Below are 12,827 nucleotides of genomic sequence, written 5' to 3' on the forward strand. Positions count from 1 at the left end.
GGCGCTGCAGGCGCGCGGCAGACGCGCCGATGTAAGAGGAGTTGAGCCTGTGAGGGCGATCGAACGTTTCCCCAATCTGGTCACCATGTTCTTTGCCCGCGCCAAGGAAAAGGGCGACGCGCCCTTCCTGTGGCGCAAGACGCAGGGGACATGGCAGTCGCTGAGCTGGGCCGAAGTCGCGCGCCAGGTGGCGGCGATGGCGGCCGGGCTGAAGGCGGAAGGGCTGAAGCCCGGCGACCCGGTGATGCTGGTCAGCGAAAATCGCCCGGAATTCTGCATCGCCGATCTGGCGATCATGGCCGCCGGCTGCATCACGGTGCCGACCTACACCACCAATACGACGCGCGACCATCAGCATATCCTGACCGACAGCGGCGCGCGTGCGGTGATCGTGTCGACCGCCAAGCTGGCGACGACGCTGATGCCGGCGGTGCTGCGATCGCAGGTCAGCCTGGTCATTCCGATGGAGCCGATCCGCGGTGCGCAGGGCAATTATACCTGCCGCCTGTGGTCCGACCTGATCGCCGCCCATCCAGCCGATGTCGATGCCTGTGCGCTGGCCCAGACCGCCGCGCGCAGCGACCAGGCGTGCATCATCTATACCAGCGGCACCGGCGGCGCCCCGCGCGGCGTGATGCAGCATCATGGCGCGATCCTGGCCAATGTCGAAGGCGCGGGACAGGTGGTGCTGGAGGATTTCGGCTGGGGCGACGAGGTTTTCCTGTCCTTCCTGCCCCTGAGCCATGCCTATGAGCATAGCGGCGGCCAGTTCCTGCCGATGCTGCTGGGCGGACAGATCTATTATGCCGAAGGGCTGGAGAAGCTGGCCAGCAATATCGAGGAAGCCCGGCCGACCATCATGGTCGTGGTGCCGCGCCTGTTCGAGGTGCTGCGCACCCGCATCATCAAGTCGATCGAGAAGCAGGGCAAATTCCCCACCTATCTGCTCAACCAGGCGCTGCGCATCGCCGCCAAGGAACAGCAGGGCAAGTCGTCGATCGTCGACCTGCCGATGAAGGCGCTGCTGTCGCGCACCCTGATCCCCAAGATTCGCGCCCGTTTCGGCGGGCGGATGAAGGCGCTGGTGTCGGGCGGGGCGCCGCTGAACCCGGATGTCGGCCTGTTCTTCGAGGCAATGGGGCTGATGCTGCTGCAGGGCTATGGCCAGACCGAGGCCGGGCCGGTTATCAGCTGCAACCGCCCCGCCGCCGGCATCGCGATGGACACGGTCGGCCCGCCGCTGGACGGGGTTGAGGTCAAGATCGCCGAGGATGGCGAGATATTGGTGCGCGGCGAGCTGGTGATGCACGGCTATTGGCGCAACCCGGCCGAGACCGAGAAGGTGCTCAAGGATGGCTGGCTGCATACCGGTGACATTGGCGAGATCGACGATCGCGGCCGCATCCGCATCACCGACCGCAAGAAGGATCTGATCGTCAACGACAAGGGCGACAATGTGTCGCCGCAGAAAGTCGAGGGCATGCTGACGCTGCAACCGGAGATCGGCCAGGCGATGGTCTATGGCGATCGTCGCCCGCATCTGGTCGGCCTGCTGGTGCCGGATTCGGAATGGACGATGGAATGGGCGGCCGCCAATGGCCGGCCGATCAAGGGCATCACCGATGATCCGACCTATCTGGCGGCGCTGCGCGCGGCCGTCGATCGGGTCAATGACGATCTGTCGGTGATCGAGCGGGTGCGCCGCTTCATCCTGGCGGATGAGCCGTTCGCGATCGAAAATGAGGAGCTGACGCCGTCGATGAAGATCCGGCGCCATGTCATCCGCAAACGCTATCAGGACCGGCTGGACGCGCTCTACAAGGGGTAAGCGCGTCCAAACGGGCTTACGGGGCCGGCGGACGATAGGGAATGAAATCGCCCAGCGCGCAATTGCCGGTCGGAATGCCGATCGTCAGATCCGCGCTGCTCGTGATGTCGCCCCGGCAATATTGCGAGCCGAAGGTGCGCACGATCATCGTGTCGCCGCGCGCCAGGCCATTGCAGCTGCCGATCAGTTCATTCTTGTAGATGAGCTTGCGGCTGACCTTGTACAGCAGCGTATTGCCGCTGATGACGGTGAAATTGGTCTGCGGCTCTCGGTTGACGCAGGTCACCTTGTCGCCCGGCACCAGTCCGGCCAGCGCCTTGTCCATCTTGGCTGCCTGCTTCTCGGTCAGCGGCGTGGGCTCATAAGTGCCGCTGCAGGCCGCCAGCGCCAGCGGGGCCAGACATATCCATGCGCGCATCGCCTCTCTCCATCCATGTCCTTGCAAACAGGACGTCATGATAGCGCGGAATCCGTCGAGAACCGCGCCTAAAATGCGTCCTTGCCGGCGCGCCGCTCCGCCAGTTGGGCGACGTCCTGCGCGCGCATGAAGATGTTGGTGTCGCGTTCCAGCGCGATCGTCGTGGGCACCGTCGGCTTGCCATGCGCACGGGCAGCAACGACATCCGCCATGCGGGCCTGAAGCGCGGCATTGTCCGGCTCCACCGTCAACGCGAAGCGGCCATTGCTCTCCGTATATTCATGGGCGCAATAGACGATGGTATCGCCCGGCAGCGCCTTGAACCGCTGCATATTGGCGAACATCTGCGCCGCCGTCCCTTCGAACAGGCGGCCGCAGCCCATGGCGAAGAGCGTGTCGCCGACGAAGAGGATCGCGTCATCGGCCAGATGATAGGCGATATGGCCGGCGGTATGGGCGGGCACCGCCATCACCATGGCGACATGATCGCCGATGCGGACGCTGTCCCCCTCCCCCACCTGCCGGTCGAGCGTGTCGATCTTCGCCGCTTCGGCCGCCGGGCCGGTGATGATGCAGCCGGTCGCGGCCTTGATGCCGGCATTGCCGCCGACATGATCGGGGTGCCAATGGGTGTTCCAGATCTGGTCGATGGTCCATCCGCGTTCCGCAGCCGCCGCCAGCACGGGGTCGGCGACCGACGGGTCGACCGCGACCGTCTGGCCGCTGGCATCATCATGCAGCAGCCAGACATAATTGTCCGAGAGGACGGGGACCCGGACGACCTGCAGCATCGGCTTACCAGGCCCCGATATTGGGCATCGACACCCAGGGTTCGGCCGGGTCGAGCCGGCCGTCCTGCAGCAGTTCGACCGAGATATTGTCGGGGGTGCGGATGAACGCCATATGGCCGTCGCGCGGCGGCCGGTTGATGGTGATGCCGGCGTCCATCAGCCGCTGGCAGGTCTCGTAGATATTGTCGACCTGATAGGCGAGATGGCCGAAATTGCGGCCGCCGTCATAGACTTCCGCCGGGCTGCCATCCTGCGGCGGCCAGTTGTAGGTCAGTTCCACCTGCGCGTCCTCGTCGCCCGGCGCAGCGAGATAGACGAGGGTGAAGCGGCCCGCCTCGCTGTCGAACCGCTTGACCTCCTTGAGGCCGAGCAGCTCGAAAAAGCCGATAGTCTTGTCGAGATCCGTGACGCGGATCATCGTGTGCAGATATTTGAGCAAGGCTTTCTCCGTTCGTCGCCATAAAGCAACGGTTCATCGGTAGATTGGCAGATAGCTCCCTAGATAGGACCAGGACCGGCCCGGCGGAAGAGGAAAGCGATCATGGCTCTGGAAATGCGGGACAAGGTGCTGCTGGGTTCGGCGGCGGTATTGGCGGTCGGCGTGATCGCGGGCGGCTACCTGCTGGGTGACGGCCTCAAGCGCGCGAGGGCGGCGGACCGATCGGTCACGGTGCGAGGCCTGGCCGAAAAGGACGTGACCGCCGACCTTGCCACCTGGTCGATCAGCTATTCGGCGACCGGCACCGACCTGCCGACGGTACGGGCGGAAATCGACGCCAATACCCAGGAACTGAAGGCCTATTTCGCCAGCCTGGGGTTCAAGCCCGATGCGCTGACCCCGGTCGGCGCGGGCGTGAACCAATATCTCAACAATGGCATCAACAATATCACCATCACCCAGCGGATGCTGCTGCGCACGACCGATATTGCCCGCGCCCAGCGTGCCGTCGCCCAGCAGTTCGACCTGGTCCGGCGCGGCGTGACGCTGCAGGAAGGATCGGGGATGCGCTACAGCTTCACCAGGCTCAACGACCTCAAACCACCGATGGTGGCGGCGGCGACGCGGGATGCGCGCGCGGCGGCCGAGCAGTTCGCCAAGGATTCAGGGTCCGGCGTGGGCGGCATCAAGAGCGCGACCCAGGGCTATTTCTCGATCGATCCGCGCGATGGCGAGGGCGGCGACGGATCGAGCGACACGCCCTACAAGAAGGTGCGCGTCGTCACGACCGTGGATTTCTACCTGAAATAGGGTCAGCAGCGGCCCCGGCGGCGGTCCTTCTTCGAACAGTCGCTCTTGTCGCCGATGATCGCACCCGCAGTGCCACCGATGACAGCGCCTTCGGTGGTGCCAAGACCGGTCGCGCTGCCGATCACCGCGCCGCCTGCGCCACCGATCAGGCCACCGCGGGTTGCACCGCGCGAGCAGGCCGTGAGCGAAGTCGCGCCAGCCAGCAACAAGCCGAGCGCCATCATGCGGGAGAATTTGCCAGTCATATCATCACCATCCGTTCCGTTATCCCGCTCGGTCGGCGAACGGGCGGGATCGGACAGGGGTTCCGTGACAAAGTCTTGCTGATCAATCAGCCCGCCGGCTTGGGCGCCGTTGCCTCCGGTTCCAGACGTCCCAGATTTTCCGCCGCCGCCTTGCCCGCAGGCGAGTCCGGCGCCAGCTTCACCGCCCGCTGCCAAGCCGAGCGGGCGATGTCCGCATGATCTGTGAGGACGGCGATATTACCCTCCTCCAGCGCGACCGAGGCATCATCGGGCGACAATTGCACCGCGCGGGCGATATGCGCCTGGGCCAGTGACAATTCGCCGGTGCGGCGCGCCAGCGTAGCCGACAGCAGCCAGGCGAGCGGATCCTTGGGCGCCTGGGTCAGCGCGGTGTCGAGCGAACCGCGCGCGCCATCCGTATCGCCCAGCGCCACCAGCGCGCGGGCGCGATCGAGATGCAGTTCGCCCTTTTCCATGCCATCGGGCAGGCCGCGCGCCAGCGCCGCGTCGAAATCCTCCCGCGCCTTCTTGGCGTCGCCGCTGGCAAGGGCGGCATTGCCGGCCTGCCCCCAAAGGCGCGCGCTCTGCACGATCTCGCCGCCGCGCTCGGCCTCCTCCGCCGCTTGTTCGAAGGCGACGATCGCCGGCCCCCAGCGCTCCGCCCGCGACAGGGCAAAGCCCATGCAGTGGCGGGCGTAGAAGCTGCCGCCGTCGATCCGCCAATTCTGGGCGAAAGTGATTGCCTTGTCCGGCGATTCCAGCGCCTGGTCGAGACAGGCCTGGAACGGCCCGGCAAATTTGGCCGGGACCGGGATGCGCCCGTCGGCGTCGGGCGCCGAACGGGCGGCCGCGGCCTGCTGTACTGACGCTGCGGAGGCGGCCGCCGCTGCGGCATCCTCCTTCTTCCTGCGGCTGTTGCGCATCACCGCCTCGATCTCGGGATCATAGGCCTGCATGAACATCAGGAGGGGGAGGATGACGAGCATCAGCGATTGTCCAGAAGAGCGGCGACGGTGCGGATCAGCAGGGCGATGTCGCCGTCGCGGGAAAGGCGATGGTCGCCATCCTTAATGAGCAGCGTCTGCACATCGGATGAACGCAGCCGATCGGCGGCGCGCAACGCGATCTCCCAGGGGACATCCGTATCGCACTGGCCCTGGAGTAGCCGGACCGGGCAGTCGATCGCGATTGCATCGTCCAGCAGGCGATGCGCCTGACCGGACTGCCAGAAATCCAGCGTCGTCACATAGGGATGGTCGCCATAGGGCGTGGGTTCCTCGATCCGCCCCTCGGTCGCCAGCAGCGCCTTGTCGGCGTCGGTAAAACCCCACTCCGTGAAGTCGGGCGCGGCGGCGATGCCGACCAGTCCCATGATGCGTTCCGGGCGCGCCAGCGCGATCAGCAGCGCCAGCCAGCCGCCCATCGACGATCCGACCAGCAGCAGCGGCCCCTGCGTCAGCCCGTCGATCAGGGCCAGCGCATCGTCACGCCAACTGGCGAGCGTACCATCCTCGAACCGGCCCTCGCTGGCGCCGCAACCGGCATAGTCGAGCCGCAGCATCGCCCTGCCCTGTTCGCCCGCCCAGGCGTCGAGCGCGAGCGCCTTGCTCCCTTCCATGTCGGACATGTAGCCCGGCAGGAAGATGAGGGTCGCCCCCTGCCCCGGACGATGGCGATAGGCGAGGCGCAGCCCGTCGGCACGCGCAAGAAATTGGGGGGAAGATTCGGGCGCGTTCAAGTTTCAAAGGCTCCATCGCTGCGGACCAGGGCACGGCATGGCCCCGGATTGCCATGTTTTGACGGCAAAAATAGCCCTTTCCCGTGAAAGTTCAAAAAAAACGCATTGCCGCGTTGACAGGTCTGGAGGCCACCGTTAGAGGCGCACTCCTACCCCGTGCCCAGATGGCGGAATTGGTAGACGCACCAGCTTCAGGTGCTGGCGATCGCAAGGTCGTGGAGGTTCGAGTCCTCTTCTGGGCACCACTGACGCCTCTGGATTCGTCCAGAGGCGTCCGGTAAGCGACTGGTTTCACAGCATTTCTAGACCGAAAATCGCCAGACACCGTCCGGCGACATCCGGCTAGGGGCATGTGCAGCGGCAACAATTGTTGCTCTTTTTGTTGCCCTCGGATCGACCCGGCCTTGCTGGGAAAACGACCATGCTGACCTACATCCAGATCAATGCCGCCAAGCCCAGGGAAAAGGCTTGGACCCTGAGTGATTCTCAAAGCCTCTACCTCGTCATCCAGCCCAACGGCTCGAAGCTCTGGCGCTTCAACTACCGCTTCCTCGACAAGCAGAAGAAGCTCCATCTCGGAGGATGGCCGACCATCAGTCTCGCGGAAGCACGCGCCCGGCGCGACGAGGCCAAGAAGAAGATTGCCGAGGGGATTGATCCAGCGCTTGAAAAAAAGCGCGCGAGGATCGCCGCCAAATACGCTGCAGCCAACACTTTCGAGGCGGTCGCGGAGGAATGGCTCATCAAATGCGAGCGCGACGGCCTCGCCCCGGTGACCGTCGACAAAATCCGCTGGCTTCTCGCCAAGGCCTACCCCGTGATCGGCACCATACCGATCGCGCAGATCACGCCCCACGAAGCCCTTGCAGTCCTCCGGAAGGTAGAGGCCACCGGGGCCTATGAGAGCGCGCGGCGCATGCGAAGCGTGCTGAGCCGCGTCTTTCGCTATGGTGTCGCGACCGTGCGGTGCGACAAGGATGTCGCCGCCGACCTGCGCGGCGCAATCGCCGCGCCGAAGGTCAAGCATTTCGCAGCCATCACCAAGCCATCGGAAGTCGGCGCGCTGCTTCGGGCCATCGACGGATATACGGGGCACAAGGTCACGGTCATGGCCATGCGGCTGTCACCGCATGTCCTGCTCCGTCCTGGGGAACTGCGGCAGGCCGAATGGACCGACATAGATTTCGATGAGGCCATCTGGTTCATCCCTGCCGAACGGATGAAGATGCGCCGCCCGCACCGGGTACCTCTGTCCCGTCAGGTCATTGCGATGTTGAAAGAACTGCATGAGCACACCCATTGGTGGCGATATCTCTTCCCAGCCCTCGGCCGACCGCGCAAGGCGATGTCGGAAAATGCGGTGAATCAAGGCCTGCGCCGTCTTGGCTACACCACGAACGAGATGACCGCGCATGGTTTCCGGGCGATGGCCGCTACGCTCCTCAACGAGATGGGCGAATGGAACCCGGACGCAATCGAACGACAACTCGCGCATGTCGACACCAACCAAGTGCGGCGGGCTTATGCCCGAGGTGAATATTGGGACGAGCGCGTGCAGATGATGCAGCGGTGGTCGGACTATCTCGATGACCTTCGAGACGGGGGCAAGGTTCTGCGCCCGGAATTCGGAGCGAAGCGATTGAGGGGGTAACTCTAATACCTGCAGGGGATAAGCTTTATTTATCCCCTCAAGGCCCTCCGCAGCGGGGCCAAGCAAACGACAATGACGGCGTACCGGAACGACGCGATCCGGGCGAAACTGGGCGTTCCGACCTATGTGCGGGAATGGCTTGCCGTGCTCGTTCAGCTCATCCTTCACCGATGTTTTCCTTGGCTTTGGCGGTCAGCGGCTTCGTTCCCGCCACCTAAAGATCGGGATTTGGGCAGTTGGCCGTTAGAGCCTTGAGACTAGCATACTGTACCAACGTCGCCCGTCCGACTTTCACCGTGTCGAGATCGCCAGACTGAATGAGTTCGTATATGCGCGAGCGGCTGAGCCCGGTGATACGGACCGCAGTCGAGATACGCACGGTGAGAGGTTCGATCTTCCTTTCCCAGGCACGCTCGATCATGGCCGCCCCTTTCGCACATCCTCGCGCGCCCGTGCGAAGCTGCGGTCGCTTTCAAGAAACGCGGTCAGCATCGCCGGTATCAATTCGGTCACCGGTTCCTCGCGCCCGTAGGCCTGGGCGTATATCGCAGCATAGTCGTTTAGAACGCTCTGCAAATCCGGGGTGATGGTAATGGCGAGCTTGACCGGCGTACGATCGGGCAATCTAGCAAGTTTGATATCGACCATGTGTCAGCTCCCTGCATTTTTGCGCCATGGCGCCAATATGATATCGCGGGTCACCAGCACGCGGACGGGCGCGCCGGGCCGGATCGTGATCGTCGGCTGGATGTCGAGGTTGCGCTGTGTGATCTGGTCGCCTGCCCTCGTGGTACTAGACTGTGCAGACTCCCGCATCGCCCGCACGAGATCGCTTTCGCCGGAGATCGACAACTCCGATCCGACTCCAACCATCGTGGCGATGGCGACGCCCTTGAGCAGTGCCCATGTGTGGAAATCCACCTTGTCGACAAGCCCGGCATAACCCGCCGCGTCAGTCGCCGGCATGTTGTCGAGCCGCACCGAACTGCCGTCCGGCAAGATCAGGCGTTGCCAGATGACCAGCGCCCGGCGCTGTCCAAAGGCGACGACCGAGTCATATTTGCCTATCAAACGCGCACCCTGCGGCACGAGCAGGATGTTGCCCGTGACCGTATCGAATACGTTCTGCGTGACCTGCGCGGTGACCATGCCAGGCAAGTCGGAGTTGAGCCCGGTGATGAGGCTCGCTGCGATCACGCTGCCGGCAAGCAGGCTATTGGGGGACATCGGCGCCAGCACCACTCCCGAATTGACATCCCCACTGGCGTCACGTGTCGACGCGAACTGTTCCTTGCGGGTTCCGGTGGCGGTCGGATTGGCCGGTTGGGTATCGAGCGTCGCAGCGCTTGCGCCTGCCGGGCCCGCCGCGCCGCGGCTGCTGGTGGTCTGCGCCATGAGCCCGGATTCTCTTGCAGCCTTGAGATCCGCTAGTCGCTGCTGGCGCGCCGCCGCGGCGGTATCGACCGGTGTGGGCGCGGCCGCGGCTTCCGCCCGTTCCCGCGCACGAAGGATCGGTCGACCCAGGTCGCCAGGCAATGGCGGACCGAGTTTAGGCGTATCGCCATAACTGGTTGGCACTCCGGACAGCGCGTCCGAGGCCGACTTCGCCATTGGCTGCGACAGTTCACTGTCCTGGACGGCGTGCCGGAATACCTGCGGCTTCAACGCCATCCATGCGACGCCTATGAGGCTCGCCGAGCCGAGCGCGGCTGCGCCGATGATTGCGCCTCGGCGAAAGCGGATCGCCTGGGGCGGTCGCGAGCGAATGCTCAGCGTTTCGGGATCGAGCTTGGCCGTCGGCATGGTCGGCTGCTCGGTGGTGAGCGCGTCAGTCATGCGCCCCTCCGCTTGGCAGGATGCGATACGCGGTCGATGCGCACGACCTGGCTCTTCTTGAGGCCGAGGCGAAGCTCGGCGGCATCGAAGATCCGATCGACGACGTAAAAGCGGTCGCGCTGCCGATAGTTAACCAACTCTGCTTTTCCATCGGCACCAAGGACGAACAACGGCGGTGCCTCGCCGACGCCGAGCGACGCGGGGAACTCGACGTAGGTCTTCACTCCATCGTCGAATACGCGGAGCGGACGCCATCCAGGACGGTCGCCGCTGATCGCATAGTTGAAGTTCAACTGATCGATGGCGACGCCGGCGGCCACCGGCGCTGCGACCTGGGCGGCCTCCGCCTTGCGTTCGACCGCCAGCAACTCATCCTGGGGATAAGTCCACCGCATTGATGACAGGGCGGTCGCCGAGGTGCTTACCAGGCGGACATGGTACGCGCGGCGATCGGTGGTGATGACAAGGTTCGTCAGCAGGCCCGCCGAGAATGGTTTCACAAGGACATGCGTCTGCTTGCCTTTCCCCGAGCCGCTGCCGCTCCCTCCGGAAGTAGTGTCGCCGATTACCCAGCGGGCGGTGTCGCCGCTGGCGACCGCAACGAGATTTTCCCCGGGCTGCAGGATGATGTCAGTCACCAGCCCCGGCGCTGCATAGCCCGTGAAGATCGTGCCCTCGCTGAAAGGATAAATCTGAGCCCCGGCGATGAAGCCAAGGGCGACCGGTTCCACGGTGGCGTTGCGCGTTGCCGACCGGACCGTCTTGAGTGGTGATGTGGCGTGCTCTTGCGCGAGCGCTGGGCATGCGAGGACCATGCCGGCGATCGCCGGCAGAAGGATGAGCTTCATGGATTCTTCTCCTGGGGATTGGGGGAGGCCGGTATCGCGGTCTGCGCCCCGAGATCGGGATCGAGCGGCGATCCCATCGGCAAGGTCGTGGCAGGTTGCGGTGCGGGTCGCGCCGTGGGCGAGGAAGCGGGTGTCGTGTCGAGTTCGCGGCTCCAGTCGATCGCATCGATATAGATGCCCAGGGGGTTCGTGCGCAGGACGTCGGCCGATGCTGGCGGCCGCGTGACAGTTGTGAGGATGGCTGTCCAGCGGCTCGCGCCCGCTTGCGATCCGCGCTCGAACACAGTCTCCGTCCACTTGACCTGGAACGACTTGTCCGACGCGCGGACGACGCTGGTCACCTGCACCGAAACCGTACGTGTCCCCACATTGGCGAACGGCGACGCTGAGCGGGCATATTCACCAAGGAACTGCGCACCCCGCTTGGTCGCGAAGTCATAGGCCTCGAGCCAGTCGCGGCGCATCAGCACCGGGTCGAGCGACACAGACCGGACGTTGGTGATGAAGTGCGAGAGGTGCCACGCGACCTGCGCGTCGGTCGGCCGATACTCGGCATCGGCTGCCTGCACGGCGCGCGCCTCGCCCAGCCGATCCACCTCGACGACATAGGGTGTCACCCGGCTCTGCAAGGATTGCCAGACGAGACCCGCCGATGTGCCGCCGGTCAGCGCGAGGCAACCAAAAGCCATCAGTCGCCAGTTACGCGCCTGCACCCGTGCCGAGCCAATCCGCTCGTCCCACAATTGTCCTGCGCGCTGATATGGCGTCTCGGGAGGTGGCGTGCGCCCGTAGCGCTGCGCACTTCGCTTGAAGAACATGGTCAGTCGTTCCTTTCCTTGATGTCGGGGGTGGCGGATGCGCCGCCGCGATCACCCTGCTGGAGCGCATGGATCGCCTGGCTCTGACGATGGCGGTTGGTCTGCTGCTGGCGCATCGCGCGCGCCCAGGCGGGCGTCCTGCCGGCCGATTCAATCGGATTGGATGGCGGTGAGCTTTGGTTGAGCGCATCCAAGGCAGCCTGACGGCCGCCGGCCGCAGCCTCGCCAAGACCGAGGGTACCGCCCACGCGGGACCGCGCGGCATTCCCGGCCGCCTGCGCAACACCGCCCAGGCCCGCGCCGACCGAGGGGCTCGCGGCCGTCTCGCGACCAAGCCGGTAGGCAGTCGATGCAGCGGATCCCATTGCCGTGCCCGAGCGGACCGCGCCCAGGGCCGCACCGGCCGCCACGCGCGCTCCGCCCACGGCGGCGCCGCCAGCCAGCATCGTCACGCCGGCAGCGCCAACGGCAGTGCCGAGGGCTGCACCGGCACCAAGCTGGGGTGCGCCCGACACTAGGCCCGAGGCGATCGCCGGACCGAATATGCCGAGGCCAAACAGGGAAAGGCTCGCGAGCACGAGGCTCATAGCCTGGCCGATGTCCGGTTCCTGGCCTTGCAGCGCGTCAGTGAACTCGGTGAAGAAATTGGAACCGATGCCGACGATGACGGCGAGCACCATCACCTTGATGCCGGATGAGACAACGTTGCCCAGCACGCGTTCGGCAAGGAAACTCGTTCGGTTCCAGAGCGCGAAAGGCACGAGGATGAAGCCGGCCAGCGTGGTCAGCTTGAACTCGAGGATGCAGACGAACATCTGCACCGCAAGGATGAAGAAGGCGACGATCACCAGCGCCCAGGCGAACAGCAGGACCATGATCGTCAGGAAATTGTCGAAGAAGGTCGTGAACCCGACCATCTCGCTGGCCTGTTCGAGCAGTGGCCATGCGGCCGAGAAGCCCGTCCCCGCAAGCCGCCCGGGCTTGAGCAGGTCATCGGGCGAGAGCGTCCCGCCACCGGCCGTAAGGCCAGCCTGCGTGAACGAGCGGAAGATGATGTCGGCAAGGCGGGAGAAGCTGTTCAGGATGAAGGCGAACGCACCGACGTACAGGATCTTGCGCAGGAACCGGCCGATGACATTGTCCTCGCCGCCCATCGCCCAGAACAGTCCGGCAAGCGTGATGTCGATGCCGATCAGCGTCGCGGTCAGGAACCCGACATCAGGCCCAAGCACTCCGAGCCCACTGTCGATGTAGGTGATGAACGCCTGAAGGAAGCGATCGATGACATTGAGGTCGTTCAATTGACTGCCTTCATGATGGAGCGAAGAGGTGTCGCGGGGCGCGGCTGGGGAGCTGGACCGCGCCCCGCAACGGCGATCGAGGGCATGAGAGGGGCGCCGCCGAC

General features: G+C 64.8%; 15 protein-coding genes and 1 tRNA gene. 4 read left to right on the top strand and 12 right to left on the bottom strand.

Annotation, left to right across the window (positions count from 1 at the left end):
* Nucleotides 1–49 precede the first annotated feature (49 nt).
* On the top strand, nucleotides 50–1,828 hold the full coding sequence (locus JQK15_RS08475; RefSeq protein ID WP_010337533.1) for an AMP-dependent synthetase/ligase: 1,779 nt from the start codon (nucleotides 50–52) through the stop codon (nucleotides 1,826–1,828).
* Nucleotides 1,829–1,844: 16 nt separating this feature from the next.
* On the opposite strand, the gene JQK15_RS08480 is transcribed toward JQK15_RS08475, so the two are convergent.
* From JQK15_RS08480 to JQK15_RS08490, 3 genes are all read right to left on the bottom strand, one after another.
* On the bottom strand, nucleotides 1,845–2,246 hold the full coding sequence (locus JQK15_RS08480) for a hypothetical protein (RefSeq protein ID WP_214864868.1): 402 nt from the start codon (nucleotides 2,244–2,246) through the stop codon (nucleotides 1,845–1,847).
* Nucleotides 2,247–2,314: 68 nt separating this feature from the next.
* A complete protein-coding gene (gloB, locus tag JQK15_RS08485) occupies nucleotides 2,315–3,037 on the bottom strand; it encodes a hydroxyacylglutathione hydrolase (RefSeq protein ID WP_214864870.1) in 723 nt (240 codons plus the stop codon).
* A 4-nt stretch (nucleotides 3,038–3,041) separates the two neighbouring features.
* Nucleotides 3,042–3,476 carry a VOC family protein gene (locus JQK15_RS08490; protein ID WP_125987900.1) on the bottom strand — a complete coding sequence of 145 codons (435 nt, stop codon included), beginning with the start codon at nucleotides 3,474–3,476 and terminating at the stop codon, nucleotides 3,042–3,044.
* A gap of 102 nt (nucleotides 3,477–3,578) precedes the next feature.
* Between JQK15_RS08490 and JQK15_RS08495 the strand changes: the two genes are divergently transcribed.
* Nucleotides 3,579–4,286 (top strand): SIMPL domain-containing protein, encoded by a 708-nt coding sequence (locus tag JQK15_RS08495; protein ID WP_004209277.1) that lies wholly within the window; start codon nucleotides 3,579–3,581, stop codon nucleotides 4,284–4,286.
* 2 nt (nucleotides 4,287–4,288) lie between these two features.
* Here JQK15_RS08495 and JQK15_RS08500 read toward each other — a convergent pair whose 3' ends face one another.
* The 3 genes from JQK15_RS08500 to JQK15_RS08510 form a co-directional block, all read right to left on the bottom strand.
* Entirely contained in the window at nucleotides 4,289–4,531 is a 243-nt protein-coding gene (locus JQK15_RS08500) for a YMGG-like glycine zipper-containing protein (protein ID WP_010337538.1), read from the bottom strand.
* Between the two features lie 86 nt (nucleotides 4,532–4,617).
* The gene (locus tag JQK15_RS08505) at nucleotides 4,618–5,517 is read right to left on the bottom strand and encodes a tetratricopeptide repeat protein (RefSeq protein WP_214864872.1); all 900 of its coding nucleotides are present in this window, start codon (nucleotides 5,515–5,517) and stop codon (nucleotides 4,618–4,620) included.
* Nucleotides 5,517–6,269 carry an alpha/beta fold hydrolase gene (locus JQK15_RS08510; RefSeq protein WP_214864874.1) on the bottom strand — a complete coding sequence of 251 codons (753 nt, stop codon included), beginning with the start codon at nucleotides 6,267–6,269 and terminating at the stop codon, nucleotides 5,517–5,519. The genes JQK15_RS08505 and JQK15_RS08510 overlap by 1 nt, the downstream gene beginning before the upstream one ends.
* 158 nt (nucleotides 6,270–6,427) lie before the next feature.
* Between JQK15_RS08510 and JQK15_RS08515 the strand changes: the two genes are divergently transcribed.
* Together JQK15_RS08515 and JQK15_RS08520 are read left to right on the top strand one after the other, a co-directional pair.
* Nucleotides 6,428–6,514, top strand: a tRNA-Leu gene (locus JQK15_RS08515).
* A gap of 176 nt (nucleotides 6,515–6,690) precedes the next feature.
* The gene (locus JQK15_RS08520) at nucleotides 6,691–7,920 is read left to right on the top strand and encodes a tyrosine-type recombinase/integrase (RefSeq protein ID WP_017502863.1); all 1,230 of its coding nucleotides are present in this window, start codon (nucleotides 6,691–6,693) and stop codon (nucleotides 7,918–7,920) included.
* Between the two features lie 214 nt (nucleotides 7,921–8,134).
* Here the strand turns inward: JQK15_RS08520 and JQK15_RS08525 are convergent, their stop codons facing one another.
* The 6 genes from JQK15_RS08525 to trbL are packed head-to-tail and all read right to left on the bottom strand — an operon-like array spanning nucleotide 8,135 to nucleotide 12,723.
* On the bottom strand, nucleotides 8,135–8,341 hold the full coding sequence (locus JQK15_RS08525) for a helix-turn-helix domain-containing protein (protein ID WP_017502864.1): 207 nt from the start codon (nucleotides 8,339–8,341) through the stop codon (nucleotides 8,135–8,137).
* Entirely contained in the window at nucleotides 8,338–8,568 is a 231-nt protein-coding gene (locus JQK15_RS08530; protein WP_017502865.1) for a DUF2274 domain-containing protein, read from the bottom strand. The genes JQK15_RS08525 and JQK15_RS08530 overlap by 4 nt, the downstream gene beginning before the upstream one ends.
* Nucleotides 8,569–8,571: 3 nt before the next feature.
* Nucleotides 8,572–9,756, bottom strand: a complete 1,185-nt coding sequence (locus JQK15_RS08535; protein WP_214864876.1) for a TraB/TrbI/VirB10 family type IV secretion system protein — start codon at nucleotides 9,754–9,756, stop codon at nucleotides 8,572–8,574.
* Nucleotides 9,753–10,604 (bottom strand): P-type conjugative transfer protein TrbG, encoded by an 852-nt coding sequence (trbG, locus tag JQK15_RS08540; RefSeq protein WP_214864878.1) that lies wholly within the window; start codon nucleotides 10,602–10,604, stop codon nucleotides 9,753–9,755. The genes JQK15_RS08535 and trbG overlap by 4 nt, the downstream gene beginning before the upstream one ends.
* Nucleotides 10,601–11,422: a conjugal transfer protein TrbF gene (trbF, locus tag JQK15_RS08545; protein ID WP_214864895.1), complete on the bottom strand. Its 822-nt coding sequence runs from the start codon at nucleotides 11,420–11,422 to the stop codon at nucleotides 10,601–10,603. Before trbF ends, trbG begins: the two co-directional genes overlap by 4 nt.
* Before the next feature lie 2 nt (nucleotides 11,423–11,424).
* A complete protein-coding gene (gene trbL / locus JQK15_RS08550) occupies nucleotides 11,425–12,723 on the bottom strand; it encodes a P-type conjugative transfer protein TrbL (RefSeq protein WP_214864897.1) in 1,299 nt (432 codons plus the stop codon).
* Nucleotides 12,724–12,827: the final 104 nt, after the last annotated feature.

Source organism: Sphingobium sp. BHU LFT2, from assembly GCF_018604485.1.
Taxonomy (GTDB): Bacteria; Pseudomonadota; Alphaproteobacteria; order Sphingomonadales; family Sphingomonadaceae; genus Sphingobium; species Sphingobium yanoikuyae_A.